This is a genomic window from Methylobacterium sp. 1A, from assembly GCF_058072805.1.
Map to the genome: position 1 here is coordinate 185,304 of NZ_JBYQVE010000003.1, position 16,867 is coordinate 202,170.

Sequence of the window (16,867 nt, forward strand, 5' to 3'; positions counted from 1 at the left end):
GGGCGCGGGGCGCGGGAGCTTGCGCAGGATCAGGCGGATGTGTTCGCGGAGGGTGATCGCCTCAGGCGGCGGACCGGCACCCGGAGGCTCGACCGCTATCTCCGGACCACCCAGCACCGAGGCGTACATCGAGCTCTCCACGCTTTTCGCGAGCAGTAACCATCAGCCGTAGCAAACCGTTGCAAGCATCATAAGTCAGGTTTCGCCCTACAGGACGCGGCCGCTTCTACGTCGACAGGGGCACCCGGCTCGATGGGCGACTTCCGGATATGAAGTCTCTCGCAGACGAGGCACATATTTCGGCGGCCGCGAGGCCGGCTGAGTCAGGTATTCGCCTGGACAGGTCGGCGCGGCACTGGAGGCGCGTGCCGCATCGGTCGAGGACGAGGCTGCGGCGGCGCACGCTGATCTCGGCGACGGCGCCCGGAAGCCCGGCAAGCGCGGCGATGACTTGCCGGATCGGTGACCGAAGCGTCCGGCTGGGGTCGCGCAGGGTTGGCCTCGTGCGCCGCGTGCGCGGTCGGGAGGTCGACAGCGCCGCCGGCGAGCCGGATCTGTCGAAAGGGTCGCAGGCGTCGGAAAATCCCCGGCCACGCTGAAACAGGCGACCCGGCGATGCAGTTGCCGCTGCATGTCAGGACCTCGCCCTATCGCCGTCCTCGCCGAGGACGAAGAGTTCAGCCGGCTCGTCGCGGCCGACATGCTGACGGCGTTGGGGTTCGAGGTGCTGGAGGCGGAACACGCCCAGGGTGCGCTCCAGCATCTGGAGGCATGTGACGGGGCCGTCCTGCTCTACACCGACATCAACATGCCCGGCACGATGGACGGCCGCGCGCTCGCGCACGCCGTTCGGGCACGCTGGCCGGAGACCCGGATCATCGTCTGCTCGGGCTGCGATCCGCGCGAGGCGACCGCGCTGCCCGAGGAGGCCCATTTCATCGCCAAGCCCTGCGGGGAGAAACTGGTGCGCAAGGCGCTCAAGGCCCTGCACCTGCACTAGGGCCGCTCCCGACCGGGTCGGGCGAGGGGGCATGTCGCGGCTGTCTCGACCGGCGACACCTGTCCTCCAGCCGTCGCAGCACGGTCGAGAACGGCCCGTGCTGCGCTGTCTGGGCGGCCTCAGCTCGCGAGGAAGGCGGCCAGCCCGGCCAATCCCGAGAGGGAAGCGCGGCTTTCCTCCAGGCACCGCGCGTTCAGGTCCGCGGCCAAGCCGTCGAGCTTGGCCTGGAGCAGGCCGATGCTGGCCGGGGACAGGTTGCCGGGGAGCAAGACGATCACGTCGCCTTCGTCGAGGTGTATCGTCTCGCGGATCGCAGCATCAGCCATCGGAGCCTCCACCGGGAATACTGATCTCTCGGCCTGGTGGTAAGCTCTCACGGGCCGAGGCCGCCGACCGTGCTCCGGCGCACGCCCTCGAACACTGACTCGCGTCCGTGGCAATCCGGGGAGATCCGCGCCGGCGTCCCGCGGGCAGGACCGTCCGGCTACGCCCGAGCGCGCCGCGCCAGCGCTCGCCCGACCTCGAAGAGCGCCAGATCCGACACCTGTTGCAGCCGCTGGTGGCCCATCGCGACGATCGCCGCGCGCGCCTGCAGGAGGTGATCGATCGCGAGGACCATCGGGTCGTCCGCCGGCAGATCGCCCGCCGCGCTCGGAAGGAAGGGGCCGCGGTGGCTGTCCGTGGTGTCGATGATGATGCCGCGACCGCGCATCCGTCCCGCCGGATCGGGCGTGAGGCTGCCACGGTCGAGAACCCATCGAACCTCGCCGCCGTCCGTGAGGACGCGGTACTCGGCCGAGACGGGGCCGCCGGTCTGGCGCGCCCGGGCGATGCGCGCGAAGACCCAGTCGCGATCGTCCGGATGGGTGCATCGAAGGGCGATCTCGATGGGCAGCGGGCGCCCGGCCAGGGTCGCATCCCCGGCGAGCAGCGCCGCCGTCCCCTCGTCGAGGAGGGATTGTCCCGCCGACACGTCCGCTGTCCAGGCGCCGACATAGCCGGCCGCGCGCAATGCAAGATCAGCCGTAGTCTGCAACAGCCTGGCCTCCTCCGGCGCAAATCGGTTCGCACAAACCCGATCTCTGGTAGCGATATACCAAAATCGATATTCGGTACCAGTATCATACCGCCCGTACCGGAAATTTGGCAACTTCTAGTATCTGCATGAACCGCAGATATACAACTCTCTGCAGCAGACCGTGTCGGCCAGGATCGGCGCGACGCGCGGCAAGAACTCCTCGGCGCCGCCGCAACAATGCGTCAGTGCTCCCGGCGACCCGACAACGCCGTCATCGATCGAAGCGCGCCGCGGCACCCCGCTCTGCTATGTCGGCGGGACAGGTGATCGCGGGCCGCCTAGCAGCCTTCACCCCGTCAACGGGACGCGGGTCCGCTGCGGGCGCATCCGATCGGATCGGCCTGTTCCGGGGGCGCGCCCACGGGCCTCCTTGTGGCAACGCCCGAACTTCGACAAACCCGGACGGAGCTATCGAGGACGGGCGCCCATGATCATCCGCCACACCCGCAGGCTGCAGCGATCGGGCGAGGCGGTCGCGAGCCGCGATGGTCGGCTCGTCGCGCCTGCCCCGACGGAGCCCGACTGGGATGTCCTGGGTCTGATCGATCTCGGCGGGCGCGTCACGGTGGTCGCGCTTCTGGGTCCGAACGACGCGCGCGCGTTCCGATTCCTGAACCCGGACGGCACACCGCTGGCGTTCTGCGCTACGGACTTCCTCGCCGCGCCGTGGGACGGCGCCGGCCCGCTCGACTGGCAGGCCGAGGCGCTCCACACCGACGACGGCGACGCGTCGAACACGCGGGCCATGATCGAGGATCTCCACCTCCTGATCGAAGCCCTCGCACGCGCGGCTGCCGCGAGCCCGGAGCACGCTGTCCGGGTCGTCACGGGCGGCGGTTCCGATCCGCGGGCGCAGGCGATGCACGCGGCGCTGGCACGCCTCAACGCCGCACCGGCGGGGGCTCCGCCCCACCTGCCCGAACTGGTGACGAAGGCGATCGTCGCGCGCGGCGGCCAGGAGACGGCCCATCCGGACGGCGGCGATCTGCGCTTCTCGATCTACCTGCCCATGCCGGGCTTCCGCTTTGTCGGCTACGCGGCGGACCGGAACGAGACGCTGTGCACGCTGATCGGCAAGAACTCGCGCCTCGCATCGGCCCTGCTGGACGTTCGCGCGAACACGGCCTACGCCCGGCCGAACCTGGGAAGCGTCGGGTTCGACGCCGCGACCCTGGTGCAGGTCCGGTTGTGGCGGCAGTACCTCCTGCCGGCGCTGATCGACGGCGCGGCGCGGTCGACGCGCGTCGGGGTGGTCTTCGAGCACGCGCACATCAGTCACGCCATCTGGAACGAGCTGGCCGCGGTCGACGACGTGCTGTCGCTCGGTCGCGCGCCGGCGGTGTTCCTGTTCGCGAGCTGCAACGAGCCGATCTCTCCGGTCGACGCCGTCTTCCCGGAGCTCGCCGGGCAGGTGTATCGCGGGATCGAAGGCCCGCTGCCCCTGCTGCAGGCTGCCGTCGCCGGCGCGGCCACCTTCCTGCCCTTCCGTTCCTACCGCGTGAGCCAGCGATTGGCCGATCGTCTCGCGGCCCTGGCGCGGAGCGCGGAACCCGCGCTCGATGCCCGCCTGACGGACGCGGCGCGCCGGGCCACGATCGTCCTGATCGGGCTGCGCCTGGAGAACCGCCAGTGGGTCCGGCAGCTCGACGGCTACGTGGCGCTGATCCGACGCCTCGGCCGGCGGCGCGGCGAGAGATTCCTCGTCATCGTCGACGGGCACAACACGCTCGCGGGCACTGCGGGCGGCTACGTCGAGAGCTACTGCGAGAGCCTCGTGCCCGCGGAGGGGACCGTGCCGTCCATCGTCCGGAAGGAGCTCGAGCTGATCGGGGCGCTCCGCGCACGGGTCGCCGATGTCTCCAACGTGGAGTTGCTGCCGCTCGTGCCCTGCTCGATGGGGGCGAGCCTCGTGGCCGCGCTCCACACCGACCTGTTCGTGACGCATTTCGGGGCCGGGCTCGCCAAGTATAAGTGGGTCGCCAACGCGCCCGGATGCGTCATATCGAGCCGATCCGTGCTCAGCGGGAAGGACGATCTGCGCATCTACGACACCGAGATCTTTCGCGAGAACGTGTCGGCCTGTCACTACTTCCCCGCCGAGCGGGTGACGGACCTCGACACCTCGACCAACGCCCTGCATGTCCCCGGCAGCCGGGAGCGCGAGGATTTCGATCTCGACCTCGAAGAGTTCGCCAGCTTCGTCGAGCGGAACCTGCCCGAGCGGCGCGCCGCGCGCCCGCACTGGCTGAGACGGCTCACCCTCTTCGGGACCCGCGCCGCCACCGACGCGGCCAGGCTCTGAGCACCGGGAGCATCACGGATGAGCGATCGGATCCTGATCACCGGCGGCGGCGGCTTCATCGGCTCGCACCTCAGCGAGCGCCTGCTGGAGCAGGGCCACGAGGTGCTCTGCGTCGACAATTTCTTCACGGGCCGGAAGAGCAATATCGCCCACCTGTTCGACAATCCGCGCTTCGAGCTCATACGGCACGACGTCACGCACCCGCTCTTCGTCGAGGTGGATCGGATCTACAATCTCGCCTGCCCGGCATCCCCGATCCACTACCAGTTCGACCCGGTACAGACGACCAAGACCAGCGTCATGGGGGCGATCAACATGCTGGGGCTGGCGAAGCGGCTCCGCGTGCCGATCCTCCAGGCCTCGACCTCGGAGGTTTACGGGGATCCGCTCGTGCACCCGCAGCCCGAGGGCTACTGGGGGAACGTCAATCCCCTCGGCCCGCGCTCCTGCTACGACGAGGGCAAGCGCTGCGCCGAGACCCTGTTCTTCGACTATCACCGACAGCACCGCGTCCCGATCAAGGTGGTGCGGATCTTCAACACCTACGGCCCGCGCATGCATCCCAGCGACGGCCGGGTCGTCTCCAACTTCGTCGTCCAGGCCCTGCGCGGCGCGCCGATCACGATCTTCGGCGAAGGGCATCAAACCCGCTCGTTCTGCTACGTCGACGACCTGGTCCTGGGGCTGCAGGCGATGATGGCCACCGACGCCGAGATCACCGGCCCCGTCAATCTGGGAAACTCGGACGAGTTCACCATCCGGCAGCTCGCCGAACTCGTCGTCGACTTGTCGGGCTCGCGCTCGAAGCTCGTGCACGCCCCGCTGCCGGTGGACGACCCGCGCCAGAGGCGGCCGGACATCGCCCTGGCCGCGCAACTCCTCGACTGGCGCCCGACCGTGCCGTTGCGGGACGGGCTCATGAGAACCATCGCGTATTTCGAGACGCTGCTGGCCTCGGAGCCGATCGGGCCGCGCTGATCCGGCGCGCGTGACGGCGAGATCGGCCGTCCCGCCGTGTCTCGGCGGGATCGGTCCTGACCGACCGCCGGCCGCTCCGGGCGAGCGGCCGTGCGCGCTCGAGGCGCCCGCGGCGGCCGACCCGGGCCAGGCCCCTATCGCGGTCCGGCGGCCTCTGCGGCGGGGCCGGCCTCCGCCGCGTAGGCGTTGATGATGCCCATCAGCAGGCCGGGAAAGCGCGCCTCCACCTCGGCCCAGCGGGAATGGTTGCGCACCTCGACGCCGTGACGCTCGCTGCGGATCAACCCGGCCTCGCGCAGGACCTTGAAGTGGTTGGACAACGAGGATTTCGGGATGACGCGGTCCCCGAGCGCCGACACGGCCGAGCAGGCCTCGACGCATCCCGCCCGCATGATCCTGGCGAAGATGGCCGCGCGGCTCGGGTCGGCGAGGGCGTGCAGGATGGCCTCGGGTCGCACGTCCTCGATGGCGGGGTGAAACAGCGGTCTCATCTTTCGTCCATATGGGGTCTTGAACGACGCTCCGTTAGTTCCGAAGTTCCGAACTATGGGACTCAGGCCGCCATCCCGCGGCCGGCCCATGTCGGAGATAGGACACATGTCGAAGCTTGCGGGCAAGGTCGCCGTCGTGACCGGGGCATCGAAGGGCATCGGTGCGGGGATCGCCAAGGCGCTGGCGCGGGACGGCGCCGCCGTGGTGGTGAACTACGCGTCCAGCAGGGCAGGGGCCGACGCCGTCGTGGCCGCGATCACGTCCGCCGGCGGCAGGGCCGTCGCGGCCCAGGGCGACGTGTCCCGAGCGTCCGAGGCGCAGGATGTGATCGAGGCCGCGATCCGCGCGTTCGGGCGGCTCGACGTGCTGGTCAACAATTCCGGCGTCTACGAGTTCGCGGCGATCGAGGAGGTCACCGAGGAACACTATCGCCGCCAGTTCGACGTCAACGTGCTCGGCGTCCTGCTGGCGACGCGGGCGGCGGCGAAGCATCTCGGCGAGGGCGGGAGCATCGTGAACGTCTCCTCGGCGATCACGCACGTCCACACGCCGGCGGCAGCGGTCTACGCGGGGACCAAGGGGGCGGTGAACGCCATTTCGGGGGTGCTCGCCAACGAGCTGGCGCCGCGCAAGATCCGCGTGAACGTCGTCAGCCCGGGCTACGTGGTGACCGAGGGCACGCACGCGGCCGGGATCTCCGGCTCGGAGATGGAGGCCGGAATGGTCGCGCAGACGCCCCTCGGCCGGGCCGGCGAGCCGGACGACATCGCCACCGTCGTGGCCTTCCTCGCCTCGGACGACGCGCGCTGGCTCACCGGCGAGAACATCACGGCCAGCGGCGGCATCCGCTGATCCACGGCGCTGCGCCTGCGCGCGTGTCGGTGCCCGACCGCGCGCCGGGGCAGCGTCGCGGAGACGATGACGCGACGACGATGGCGTCTTCGTCCACGGGGGCGGCTAGGGTGGGACGCCGCGCCGTCCATGTCGGTCGCGGTGCCTGCCGCGGGCAGAAGGGGAGGGGAGGGATGATCCGATCGAGATGGGGACTGGCCGTGCTCGCGGCGGCGCTCGTGACGGCGCTCGCGGCGGCATCGACCGCCAGAGCCGAGCCCGCCAACCAAGTGCTGGGGACGTGGCGCATGGTATCCGCGCGGCTCGATCCGGAGGGGCGCAACGCGCCGGCCTACGGCGCGCGCCCGAGCGGGCTGCTGGTGTTCACGCGCGACATGCACTTCGTCGAGGTGCTCACGGACGCCGACATTCCCCGGTTCGCCTCGAGCGCGCGAGGTCAGGGGACCGCGGAGGAGAACCGGGCGGCCATGGCCGGCAGCATCGGGTTCTTCGGCACCTACACGGTGGACGCCGACGGCGCGTTCAGCGGCAACCGCGTCGAGGGCTCGACCTTCCCGAACTGGGTCGGCGACGTGCGCACGACCGAGCAGCTTCGCCTGACCGTCGAGGGGGACCGGCTGAGCGAGAGCTTCCGGCGCCCGGACGGCACGCGGATCGCCATCACGTGGGAGCGCGTCCGCTGAGCCGAAGCCGTGCGCGCGACCCGGGGCTTCGGCCCGGGAGGGCCGCGCAGGAGGGCCGCGCAGGTGGGCCGCCCCGACCGGGGGCGGGGCGGCCATCGGCGGATCGACGCGACGGAGCCCGCGTCCGGCGGTCCGCCGCGGAGGTTCACGCGTTGGCGCCGCCGTCGACCGTGAGGGTGGTGCCGGTGATCTGGCGCGCGGCCGGGCTCGCCAGGAAGGCCACCGCGGCCGCGATATCGTCCGGCGTTCCGTAATGGCCGAGGGCGGTCATCGCCCGCTGCATGTCCGCCTGCGCCCCGTCGGACGGGTTCATGTCGGTGTCGGTCGATCCCGGCTGCACGAGGTTCACCGTGACGGCGCGCGGCCCGAGTTCGCGCGCCAGACCCCGCGTGAACGAGAGCAGGGCGGATTTCGACATGGAGTAGACCGTCACTCCGGGGAACGGGACCCGCTCCCCGAGACAGGAGCCGATGGAGATGATCCGGCCGCCCTCCTTCAGGTGCGGGATGGCCGCCTGCGACGCCAGCACGACGGAGCGGACGTTGACGTCCAGGATGGCGTCGATGTCGGCGAGGCTCATCTCCGCGACGGGGCCGCCGCGGGCGATGCCGGCGTTGTTGACGAGGATGTCGAGCCCGCCGAGGCTCTCGGCCGCCTCGTCGACCGAGCGCTTCACCGCCGCGGCGTCGGCGCTGTCGGCCTGGATGGCGCGCCCGCGGCGGCCCTTCGCCTCGATGGCGCGGACGATCTCGGCCGCCCGCTCGGCGGACCGCTCGTACGTGATGGCGACGTCCGCGCCCCGGTCCGCGAGCGCCAGGGCGATGGCCGCACCGATGCCGCGTGATGCGCCCGTCACCAGGGCGCGCTTGCCTGCCAGCTCACTCACGTCCGCCTCTTTCTGTAATGAACGACACATAAATGGCTAGATGCGTTGCCGGCCCGGGTCAAGCGGTTTATATAACGATCGATGCAAAAATCCGCTTCGATCCAGGCAGGGGACCGGGCAGGGGACCGGGCAGGGGACCGGGCAGGGGACCGAGCCGCGCCCGCCCGCGGTCGCGGCCGGCCCCGCGCCTTCGACCGGGAGGCGGCGCTCGATCAGGCGATGCAGCTGTTCTGGCGCCGCGGCTTCGCCGCGACATCCATCTCGGATCTCACCGCGGCCATGGGGATCGGGTCGCCGAGCCTCTACGCGGCGTTCGGCTCGAAGGAGGCGCTCTACGCCGAGGCGCTGCGCCACTACGGCGACCGGTACGGCGGAATGGTCTGGGCCAACTTCGACGCTGCCGCATCGGCGCGCGGGGCCGTCGAGGCGCTCCTGATGGATTCGGCCGCCGCGCTCACCGGCGCCTGCGGCCGCATCGAGCCGCTCGGCTGCATGGTGACGCTCTCGGCTGCCGGCAGCGAGGGACAGGCGGAGCTCGGCGCGTTGCTGCGCGCGGCCCGCGCCGAGGGACGCCGACGGGTCGCGGAGCGGCTCGCGCGCGCGGTCGCGGCGGGCGAGATCGGCGCCGCCGTCGACGTCGCCGCACTCACCCGCTTCGTGCTCACGGTGCAGAACGGCATGTCGCTCCAGGCCCGCGACGGCGCGACCCGGGAGGAGCTCGAAACCGTCGCCCGGCTGACGATGGCGGGGTGGGACGCGCGCGTCGTGGATGAGGGCGATCGACCCTTGCGGTGACGTGTGTGGATGCTGGGCTTGCCTCGAGAAAGATACTGCTGGCGAATTCCTACGCGGCCGTTGGCCGAGCCATGAGGCGTGCGAATGCAGAGCGTCGGGTTCGGCCAGCGGGCGTGTCGCCAATCCAGGCGGCAAGGCGGCCGAGATTGATCGCCTTCGCCGTCAGCAGGTGCTGCAAATGCGTCCTGGCCAGACCGATATAGCGACTGCGACGCAGGTCCATCGTCCGTACGCCACGTGAGAGCGTGCCTTCGATGCCAGCGCGCCGTCGCCGGTCAACTGCGAAGGCCGACGAGGTCTCTCGCGCCCGCGCCGCGACGAGCGCATCGTGTTACTCACGTGAGCGCGGGGTCAGCAGACGGCGCTGCGAGCGGGTGCAGCGAGGCTTCAAGCTGCAGGCTTGGCAGTGCTGTGCCGCGAAGCGAATCCGTATGACCGTGCGACCGAGGTTGTAATTTGGATGCCAGCTCCGGCTGTCATGTCCCGCCGGACAGGTCGCGATCTGTCGATCCCAGTCGATATGGAAGTCTTCGATGTTGAAGGCGCCCTCGGTGCGCGCCTGCCACTTGTTGTCCTTCGGCACCGGTCCGGTCAGGGCGACGTCGTGATCTCGCGCGGCGGCCACGAGGCCGTCGGCGTCGATATAGGCAGCATCGACGAGATGGCGCGCCGGAAGCAGATCCTGCGTCGCCAGCGCCGCGTGCAGCGGGTCGAGCACCGCCCGGTCCACGCCGGGGCCGGTGTCGTCGCGACGTGGACGATCAGCGGTGGCTGGGCGTCGTCGCAGGTCTCGGTCAGATGGACGGTGTCACCGATCCATGTGGTCGCGCGCTTCTTGGCGTAGTGCACGTCCGGATCGTAGGGCGAGGCGACCATCGCCAGGGCGGGCGGAATGCCCTCGGCCTCCGTCCGCCAGCGGATCCGCCCGTCTCCATCCGATCCTTCAGCGGGTGGTTCGGCGACGTGGAAATTCTGCAGCCAGACGCGGCGAAGGACCACCATGGCGGGGACGTTGCGCAGCCAGCCCGGTGTAGCCTTGGTGTCGACGGCTGCAAGCAGCCGGTGCCCGTCGTCACCGATCGTCTCCGCGCAGGCGCGGCGCGCCGTCTCGCCCTGCGGGATATGGAAGTCGCCGATGGAACGGCCGTAGCGCTCGATCCAGCTCGGATCCGTATGGGCCCGTAGCCAGTCCGGCGCGACGACAGCCAGGGCGTTCAGGGCGGCCTGCAAGGTCTCGATGGCGCAGCCGAGGCGGTTGAGGCTGCGGAAAGCACCGAGGACGTGGGTCGCGTCTGTGCGCTGGCGGCCACGCTTGGCCAAGAGGCCGCGCTCGCGGCAGAGGGTGAGCAGGGTGTCGAACGGCAGGGCCTAGGCTTCGCCGGCCACGAGGCGAAAGCGGAATTCACTCAGGACCGAGGCGTCGAAACCGGGATCGGTCAGGTCGAGGCCGAGCAGGTAAATCCAGTCGATGCGAGCCCGTACAGCATCGGCCGCACGGCGGTCGGACGGGTTCTCGGAGAACTGCAGCAGCGTGATCAGCGCCAGCCGCCAGGGGCAGGCCGCGGGCTGTCCGACGCGTGCGAACAAGCCAGCGAACTGGATAGCCGGTCAGCCGCTCGAACAGGATGCGCTGTGCCTCGACACCACGGGCAGGCTCGCTCACCACCATCAGAACCCCGCAGTAGTCCACCCGCAGGGTGCCGTGCTCCGGATGCACCGCGAACAGCTCAGGTGCCGTCTAGCCGAGCCGGTGGGCCTCGGCACCGAACTTCTCGCAGAAGGCTATGGCGTTCGTTCGGAGCGCCACCCATCGAGCCGGTAGGAGATACCGGCACGGCGAGGCATGCTCGGACAGATCCTTAAGCGCGCTGCGCCACAGGGCGGCGGCGTCGGGGAGCATGGTGGGTGCCAAACTGGAAGCCATCCCACGGGCTACGGCAAGCTTGACTGCCGGGCTATGCGGCCAGAAGCGGGGTTGCCCAACGTGGATTGGGACGGCTCAGGCGCGCTCCTTGCCCTCTGATCGCTCCGCTTCCTGGCGCGCTACGCTGAGGACCCGGCGACGCCCCTGCGTGTCCGGTATCGAGGACCAAAGGCGCACAAGAGTCAGCAGATCTCCTGCCTCGCCCTCTGCTGGCGCCCGGAGAAACGCCTCAACTGGGACGTTAAGCTCTCGGGCGAGCTGTTTCAGCGTCGCGATGGTGCGAGCGGAGCGACTGGGAATGGCCATGCTTGATAACGCATGGCCCACCGCAGCATTCCAAGCTGCACACAAAATTCAGAAGAGGCATCAGTGTCGGCCTATATCTGGGCTCACGACGCTGAAGCTGTTCCCAGCGACAGTCCTAAATAAATCTGCGGCTAAGCTGCAACGCGCGTCGAATGGGCGCATTCCCGATCTATGTCAGGATCGCGCCCCCTCGCCGTGCTCGCCGACGATGACGAATTCACCCGTCTCGTCACTGCTGACATATTGTCTGCGATGGGTTTCGAAGTGCTCGAAGCCGAGCATGCTCAGGGCGCAATCCAGCACATGGAGGCGCACGCAGATGTCGCACTCCTCTACACCGACGTGAATATGCCCGGTTCGATGGACGGCTGTGATCTTGCCCATGCTGCTGGCAAGCGATGGCCTGAGACGAAGATAATCGTCTGCTCAGGGTGCAGTCGCGAGGAAGCAGCACTCTTGCCGAACGCCGCCCATTTCATTGCGAAACCGTGCGGAGAAAGGCTGGTGCGTAGGGCGCTGCAGGCTCTGCGATTACATTGAGACGGGGCACCTTAGAAAGGCACAGATCACCCGTCTGACGCGGCTATAGCCACCCTTCAAGCGCAGTCCGTCACGGCTGCTTATCTGCGACATATCGATCAACGAAGGCGCCGCTCAGAACGGCGAGCATGCCTTGTACCTCTAGAACTCGGATGCGTTGGCCTCGTGCGGCCGCCAATAGGTCCTGTTGCGCAACAGGGTCGTTCGAATGCGAAGCACACCGGACCACCTCATCGGCCAGTTGGTCGAGTGACGTTGCGCAGATCGACAAGGCGACGATCAACTCGGTCACGGCATCAGGTGACGGAACCGGAAGCCCCTCACCATCACCATCTGCTCTGGAGAAAACGCGCCGGTCCACGTGCAACCCTTTGATGTTTCGCTGGACCGCATCATGATCCGTATCGGTTGCGTACAACCTAGATCAATGGCGCGCGATTTTGGCGTCAGCCCGCGCGATCGTGAGGATGGTGTGCACCGTCGCTTACTCTCGTTCAGCAAGCGGCCTCGGAACGAGCGGTGGCAACGGCGCTTTACCATACGCCGCAGCTTGAGGATCCGATGATGAAGGTGTTCCAGATCCGTCAGGCCACGACGGGTGCAATCCTCTGGACCGGCTCGGCGTCCGACCCGATCGCCGCTCTCGACGCCATGGCCCACGAGGCCGGGTACTACGACCACGGTGACATCCCTGATCACCTGCGGGCCGGTGGCCTGTCCGCGGAAGAGATCCGCGTCTGACGGCGTAGAGCATGCCGGTGGATGAGCCGCTCACCTGCGAGGTGAAGGTCGACGGGTTATGGCAAGCCGTCAGCTTGAACGAAGCCGCGGTCGCCCACTCTGCCGCGCTGAAGCGCTGCCCCGCCTGTCACGGCCGGGTGATGATCCTGGGCACCTACAGCAGGCCTGATGTTCGCCGGTCGATGTCCCATCGGAAATCGCACGGGGGCTGTCCGCTAAAGCCGGACACCGACACCGGCACGCCGTCGCCGCATCCGCAGGCGCTCACCTGAGGTGGGTAGGACTCGTCCATTGATATGACGATAGAAGTCCGCCCTGGTGTTCCAGGTGCGGGCTTGATGCGACTGCGCCGACGAGGCCGCACCGCAAGACCGTACATCTGTTGTTGCCCCCTAAAGACCGGACAGGGTCTCCTGGGTTGATCGGGTGATGAACTCGCGCGGCGAGCGGTAGCCGAGCGCGCGATGAGGATGAAGATCGTTGTAGTGCGCCAACCAAACGGGGAGCTGGCGCAGCACGCTCTCGGCATCCGGTAGCACCGAGACACGCACGTAGTCGCGTTTCAAGGTTCGCACGAACGCTTCGGCCATGCCGTTGCTCTGCGGGCTCTCCAGCGGCGTCGTCTTCGGTATCAAGCCGAGTTCGCGGGCGAAGCGGCGCGTGTCGCGGGCGACGTAGCAACTGCCGTTGTCAGTCAGCCACTCGATCAGGCTCGGTAGCTGGTTGACCGCCCCGAAGCGATGCTCGACGGCCGCCACCATCAGGTCTCGGACGTCCTCGCCCGTGATGCCCGCCGTGGTCGCCACGTAGCTCATCGCTTCCCGATCGCAGCAATCGAGCGCGAAGGCGACCCGCACACGCTCACCGTTCTCTGCCGCGATCTCCAGCCCGTCCGAGCACCAACGCGTGTTGCGCACGGCCACCGCCACCTTGCCCTCGTGACGGCGCGTCTCGGCTCCGCCCGCATGTCGCTGGAGCAGGAGGCCGTGCACCTTCATGACCCGGTAAACCCGCTTGGCGTTCGGCGCAGGCCGCCCATCCCGCTCGGCCTGCCGGCGCAGAAGGGCATGGACTCGCCGATAGCCGTAGGTTGGCAGATCGGCGATAAGCGCCTGGATCGCGCCGAGCAACGCGGCGTCGGGTGCAGGCGGACGGCCGCGTCGGCCCCTGGGCTTCCAGGCGGGGGAGGCCTGCCTGGACGAGGCGAGGTGCGGGCGCGACACGCTCAAAGCTGCGGCCACAGCGCTCACCGGCCGTCCCCCGGCCACGAGGTCACGCGCGAGGGCAACTTTTTGGGGGCGGCAACCCGCTCCATCGCCTCGCGCAGGATCTCGGTCTCGAGCGTCTTCTTGCCCAGGAGCCGCTGCAGCTCACGGATCTGCTGCTGGGCAACACGAAGCTCGGAGGCTGGCACCACCTCTTCACCGGCACCGGCGGCCGTGAACGCGCCGCGCTCCATCAGCCGACGCCACGTGAACAGCTGGTTGGCGTTCAGCCCGTGGCGGCGGGCGACGAGCGAGACGGACTGGCCAGGCAGATAGGTCTCCTCGACGAGGCGCACCTTCTCCTGCGTGGTCCAGTGCCGCCGGCGCTGGACCGAGGTGATCACCTCGACGCGCTCGGCGCGGGGCGGGTCGTTGGAACTCACCATACGGTCGGTCATAGGCACACACTTCCATAAGCGTGAGCCCCTGTCCGGTCATTTAGGGGGCTACTTCAACATCCGGGTCTCGGTGCTGCTCTGCCGACGCTCAACCCCCAGCCGGTCGCTGGTATCTACCTCGGCCGTTATGGTTAACAGAAGGTTGCCGAAGGTCGAATTGCTCGTGGAAGGGGCGCTCTGCGAAGAGCCGCCGAAGCACCTTGGCTTTCGGCCGCAGCGGGATCTGGTTAGCCGCTGAAACTATCGAGCCGACACATTCGTTCTGCGGTGGCGCAGCCGTCTCCGGCGGCGCGATCTCCGGAGCAGTCTGTGGCACGTACCCTGACCCTGATCCTCGCTGCTGGCCTGACGGCAGGCGCCTTCCTCCCAGCGGATGCCGCGACGAAGAAGGTGAAGGTACCGAACCAGTTCGATGGCTCCTGGACCATCGTTGCGACCACGACTGAGGGCCCCTGCTCGGCCAGCACGAGCTACAAGGTGCAGATCAAGGATAGCGACGCGTCGATCCCCGGGGAGGAAGTCGACATCGATGGCGGTGTCTCGGCGGCCGGCGCCGTACAAGCCACAATCACCCAAGGCTCGAACAAGGTGCCGATCGCCGGCAATCTGACCGCGAAAGGCAGCGGCAGCGGCACTTGGCGCACGTCTGGCGGCTTGGTCGAGTGCAGCGGTAGCTGGAGCGCGAAGCGGGCAAGTTGAAGCGCCGCGTCGCCCAATCTAATCACAGGGTGATGCTGGGTTTTGGTCCCTAGTTGTGCGTGGCTTGGCTAGCGCTGCTCTCGGTGCCGGGCGGCGGCAGCCTGTTCTTCACGAGGTACTTCGCGCCGTGATCAAATGAGGTGTCGTTGTCGCCTCGGATGTCGACGCTGTAGGCCCGCTCAGGCGTCTTCGACCGTAGGTCCTTCACGTAGTTGTTGATGTTGAGGATCAGGTTGGAGACCTTCTGGATCTCTCCCGTGATCGCCACTTCCGCGCCGAGCTTGTGGGCGAAGTCATTGGCGCAGCCGCCGCACGCTCGAAGATCCGCCTTGGCGACATCGGCCTTCACGAGATCGGTCGAAACGATCTCGTAGCGGCCGGTATCCTTGAGCTGCTGACGGAGCAGGTCGCTGATCGGGCCGAGGCGCGCCACGTCAGCTTTTGTAGGGCCCTGGGCTCCCAGGTTGGCGAGCTGAAAGTTGAAGACGGCAGCCTTCGGCGGCTCGGCATGCGCGACCGGCGCGAAGCACGACATCGCGACGGCGATCGGCATCCATCGGGCGTAGAGCTTCATGGGTGTTCCTTCCCTGATTGATCAGGCAACCCACGAGCGCTCGCCCTGTCACCGAGCGGCCTGCGCCAGTTGGCAATCTCAGTCCGTCCAAGCAGAAATTGGACGGACCGGCACTCCCCATCGTTCTACATCCTGGCACGTCGGCCGGGAGCCGCAGCATCCTGCTCGAGCAGCCGAGGGATGACGGGCTCAGAGGCGAGGGGCGGTAGCGGCCCATCGTCCAGCCGCACCTGGTCGTGCCTCCGCTGCCAGTCCACGCAGTGGGTTATGCCGCTGATCTCGATCGCGCCCATCGAGAACGCGAGAGCGCCAGTGCCAATGACGGCGCCCACAGCACCGAGCAGTAGCCCTTCGAGAACCGCCTCCCTTCGTACGGAGACGCGCTCCCACTGCGCGGGCACGAACGCCTGTTCGGCGATGAGAATCAGGCAGGACCAAAGCATGGCACTGACCTAAACGCCCGCCGCGGAGCTCGGCACACCATATCGCTAGCTCGTGATCGCCCTGTCCATATCCGGCAACATGACCGCCACAACCAGACGGCAAGGTCGGCGGTATGACCTTGCCAACAGCTCAAGCCCTCGGCGTCATGGCCTGCGCCGTGATCGCATCGGCCATCTACTTGGCGACTCTCGTGCACGGCGTCAGATCCGAGAATAGCGGCCCACGCTAGGCAAGCGCGACTGCGACGGCGAGGCCGCACAAGAGCCGGGACGAGATCGCGCCCTGGCGCTGCTCTGCCGACGCTCGGAGGTCGCGCTCCGGCCGTAGGCGCAACCTGCGGCGCGGTGGTGAACAGAGTCTTGCCGTCTGGCTCTTGCCAATACCCTACTCGAGTATACGCTGCTACGCAGTTCGCCACGGGGGGGCGACATGATCCGTATCCGCGTGACTGACGACGGCACGTACACGGTGTACCGGGACGATGCCATTCTGGTGACGGGCTTGACCCGAGATCAGGCGAGCGCGGTTGCTCAGTCCCTGAAGACTACTATTGGCGGTTGAGGGTATGTTTAGGGCGCCAGCCCCGTAAGCCCGCAAGCCGCAAAGATCGTCACGAGGGCAGTGAAGGCCGCCAGTGAGCTTGTGCACCCAACGTCCCGCTTGGCCGGGAACATCAGGAGTTGCGCGGCCATGCCGGCAAGATCAGGACGCACCGGCCGGCTGAAGGTCGCCGCACAACTTAGCCGGATGATGCCCCCACTTGTTGGCTCGTTCGCCGGGATGTCGGTCGATTTCTTCGGACGTCGTTTGACAGTACCGATCCAACGGACGGTCCAGTGTTCGCGCCCGCGGCGCGAGGCCGGCGACTGCTCCGGCTTGGACCAGCGTCGAAATGAGCGGCCATTGTCGC

At 68.2% G+C, this 16,867-nt stretch carries 17 protein-coding genes and 1 pseudogene; 10 read left to right on the top strand and 8 right to left on the bottom strand.

Going from position 1 to position 16,867, the window contains the following annotated elements; all coding sequences use genetic code 11:
• The first annotated feature begins 631 nt into the window (after window positions 1–631).
• Window positions 632–1,000 carry a response regulator gene (locus ACX9MN_RS32435; RefSeq protein ID WP_020094826.1) on the top strand — a complete coding sequence of 123 codons (369 nt, stop codon included), beginning with the start codon at window positions 632–634 and terminating at the stop codon, window positions 998–1,000.
• A 119-nt stretch (window positions 1,001–1,119) separates the two neighbouring features.
• Here ACX9MN_RS32435 and ACX9MN_RS32440 read toward each other — a convergent pair whose 3' ends face one another.
• Both ACX9MN_RS32440 and ACX9MN_RS32445 read right to left on the bottom strand, forming a co-directional pair.
• Window positions 1,120–1,326 carry a hypothetical protein gene (locus ACX9MN_RS32440; RefSeq protein ID WP_020094825.1) on the bottom strand — a complete coding sequence of 69 codons (207 nt, stop codon included), beginning with the start codon at window positions 1,324–1,326 and terminating at the stop codon, window positions 1,120–1,122.
• A 158-nt stretch (window positions 1,327–1,484) separates the two neighbouring features.
• Window positions 1,485–2,036, bottom strand: a complete 552-nt coding sequence (locus tag ACX9MN_RS32445; RefSeq protein ID WP_244492098.1) for a PAS domain-containing protein — start codon at window positions 2,034–2,036, stop codon at window positions 1,485–1,487.
• A 469-nt stretch (window positions 2,037–2,505) separates the two neighbouring features.
• Between ACX9MN_RS32445 and ACX9MN_RS32450 the strand changes: the two genes are divergently transcribed.
• Entirely contained in the window at window positions 2,506–4,380 is a 1,875-nt protein-coding gene (locus ACX9MN_RS32450) for a hypothetical protein (RefSeq protein WP_489726455.1), read from the top strand.
• Window positions 4,381–4,398: 18 nt separating this feature from the next.
• On the top strand, window positions 4,399–5,358 hold the full coding sequence (locus ACX9MN_RS32455; RefSeq protein ID WP_020094822.1) for a UDP-glucuronic acid decarboxylase family protein: 960 nt from the start codon (window positions 4,399–4,401) through the stop codon (window positions 5,356–5,358).
• A gap of 134 nt (window positions 5,359–5,492) precedes the next feature.
• On the opposite strand, the gene ACX9MN_RS32460 is transcribed toward ACX9MN_RS32455, so the two are convergent.
• The gene (locus tag ACX9MN_RS32460; RefSeq protein WP_020094821.1) at window positions 5,493–5,849 is read right to left on the bottom strand and encodes an ArsR/SmtB family transcription factor; all 357 of its coding nucleotides are present in this window, start codon (window positions 5,847–5,849) and stop codon (window positions 5,493–5,495) included.
• 106 nt (window positions 5,850–5,955) lie between these two features.
• Here ACX9MN_RS32460 and ACX9MN_RS32465 point away from each other — a divergent pair, with 106 nt between their 5' ends.
• The gene (locus ACX9MN_RS32465; protein WP_020094820.1) at window positions 5,956–6,702 is read left to right on the top strand and encodes a glucose 1-dehydrogenase; all 747 of its coding nucleotides are present in this window, start codon (window positions 5,956–5,958) and stop codon (window positions 6,700–6,702) included.
• Window positions 6,703–6,875: 173 nt separating this feature from the next.
• A complete protein-coding gene (locus tag ACX9MN_RS32470) occupies window positions 6,876–7,385 on the top strand; it encodes a lipocalin-like domain-containing protein (RefSeq protein ID WP_042675022.1) in 510 nt (169 codons plus the stop codon).
• Between the two features lie 145 nt (window positions 7,386–7,530).
• On the opposite strand, the gene ACX9MN_RS32475 is transcribed toward ACX9MN_RS32470, so the two are convergent.
• On the bottom strand, window positions 7,531–8,271 hold the full coding sequence (locus tag ACX9MN_RS32475; protein ID WP_020094818.1) for a glucose 1-dehydrogenase: 741 nt from the start codon (window positions 8,269–8,271) through the stop codon (window positions 7,531–7,533).
• 219 nt (window positions 8,272–8,490) lie between these two features.
• On the opposite strand from ACX9MN_RS32475, the gene ACX9MN_RS32480 reads away from it, so the two are divergent.
• A complete protein-coding gene (locus ACX9MN_RS32480) occupies window positions 8,491–9,066 on the top strand; it encodes a TetR/AcrR family transcriptional regulator (protein WP_489726456.1) in 576 nt (191 codons plus the stop codon).
• Window positions 9,067–9,115: 49 nt separating this feature from the next.
• Here the strand turns inward: ACX9MN_RS32480 and ACX9MN_RS32485 are convergent.
• Window positions 9,116–10,665: pseudogene (locus ACX9MN_RS32485) on the bottom strand (IS1182 family transposase); the annotation flags it as partial.
• A gap of 883 nt (window positions 10,666–11,548) precedes the next feature.
• On the opposite strand from ACX9MN_RS32485, the gene ACX9MN_RS32490 reads away from it, so the two are divergent.
• Entirely contained in the window at window positions 11,549–11,836 is a 288-nt protein-coding gene (locus ACX9MN_RS32490; RefSeq protein WP_489726650.1) for a response regulator transcription factor, read from the top strand.
• 70 nt (window positions 11,837–11,906) lie between these two features.
• Here ACX9MN_RS32490 and ACX9MN_RS32495 read toward each other — a convergent pair whose 3' ends face one another.
• A complete protein-coding gene (locus tag ACX9MN_RS32495; protein WP_489726457.1) occupies window positions 11,907–12,254 on the bottom strand; it encodes a hypothetical protein in 348 nt (115 codons plus the stop codon).
• Window positions 12,255–12,355: 101 nt separating this feature from the next.
• Here ACX9MN_RS32495 and ACX9MN_RS32500 point away from each other — a divergent pair, with 101 nt between their 5' ends.
• Together ACX9MN_RS32500 and ACX9MN_RS32505 are read left to right on the top strand one after the other, a co-directional pair.
• Entirely contained in the window at window positions 12,356–12,577 is a 222-nt protein-coding gene (locus ACX9MN_RS32500) for a hypothetical protein (RefSeq protein ID WP_132368274.1), read from the top strand.
• An 11-nt stretch (window positions 12,578–12,588) separates the two neighbouring features.
• The gene (locus ACX9MN_RS32505; protein WP_020094813.1) at window positions 12,589–12,849 is read left to right on the top strand and encodes a hypothetical protein; all 261 of its coding nucleotides are present in this window, start codon (window positions 12,589–12,591) and stop codon (window positions 12,847–12,849) included.
• A gap of 120 nt (window positions 12,850–12,969) precedes the next feature.
• On the opposite strand, the gene ACX9MN_RS32510 is transcribed toward ACX9MN_RS32505, so the two are convergent.
• Window positions 12,970–14,228 (bottom strand): IS3 family transposase gene (locus ACX9MN_RS32510; RefSeq protein WP_489725237.1). Its coding sequence is split into 2 segments (ribosomal slippage): window positions 12,970–13,881 and window positions 13,884–14,228, totalling 1,257 coding nucleotides; the frame shifts between segments, so codons are not numbered across the junction.
• Between the two features lie 321 nt (window positions 14,229–14,549).
• On the opposite strand from ACX9MN_RS32510, the gene ACX9MN_RS32515 reads away from it, so the two are divergent.
• Window positions 14,550–14,939, top strand: coding sequence for a heme utilization protein (locus ACX9MN_RS32515; protein ID WP_489726458.1), 390 nt, complete (start codon window positions 14,550–14,552; stop codon window positions 14,937–14,939).
• Between the two features lie 49 nt (window positions 14,940–14,988).
• Here ACX9MN_RS32515 and ACX9MN_RS32520 read toward each other — a convergent pair whose 3' ends face one another.
• A complete protein-coding gene (locus tag ACX9MN_RS32520) occupies window positions 14,989–15,513 on the bottom strand; it encodes a DUF3280 domain-containing protein (protein ID WP_132368276.1) in 525 nt (174 codons plus the stop codon).
• Between the last annotated feature and the right edge of the window lie 1,354 nt (window positions 15,514–16,867).

Bases quoted from the DNA above. Each gene is read 5' to 3' on its own strand.
- ACX9MN_RS32435 (WP_020094826.1), top strand. From the start codon at position 632: ATGTCAGGACCTCGCCCTATCGCCGTCCTCGCCGAGGACGAAGAGTTC.
- ACX9MN_RS32440 (WP_020094825.1), bottom strand. From the start codon at position 1,326: ATGGCTGATGCTGCGATCCGCGAGACGATACACCTCGACGAAGGCGAC.
- ACX9MN_RS32450 (WP_489726455.1), top strand. From the start codon at position 2,506: ATGATCATCCGCCACACCCGCAGGCTGCAGCGATCGGGCGAGGCGGTC.
- ACX9MN_RS32455 (WP_020094822.1), top strand. From the start codon at position 4,399: ATGAGCGATCGGATCCTGATCACCGGCGGCGGCGGCTTCATCGGCTCG.
- ACX9MN_RS32460 (WP_020094821.1), bottom strand. From the start codon at position 5,849: ATGAGACCGCTGTTTCACCCCGCCATCGAGGACGTGCGACCCGAGGCC.
- ACX9MN_RS32465 (WP_020094820.1), top strand. From the start codon at position 5,956: ATGTCGAAGCTTGCGGGCAAGGTCGCCGTCGTGACCGGGGCATCGAAG.
- ACX9MN_RS32470 (WP_042675022.1), top strand. From the start codon at position 6,876: ATGATCCGATCGAGATGGGGACTGGCCGTGCTCGCGGCGGCGCTCGTG.
- ACX9MN_RS32480 (WP_489726456.1), top strand. From the start codon at position 8,491: ATGCAGCTGTTCTGGCGCCGCGGCTTCGCCGCGACATCCATCTCGGAT.
- ACX9MN_RS32490 (WP_489726650.1), top strand. From the start codon at position 11,549: ATGGGTTTCGAAGTGCTCGAAGCCGAGCATGCTCAGGGCGCAATCCAG.
- ACX9MN_RS32505 (WP_020094813.1), top strand. From the start codon at position 12,589: ATGCCGGTGGATGAGCCGCTCACCTGCGAGGTGAAGGTCGACGGGTTA.
- ACX9MN_RS32520 (WP_132368276.1), bottom strand. From the start codon at position 15,513: ATGAAGCTCTACGCCCGATGGATGCCGATCGCCGTCGCGATGTCGTGC.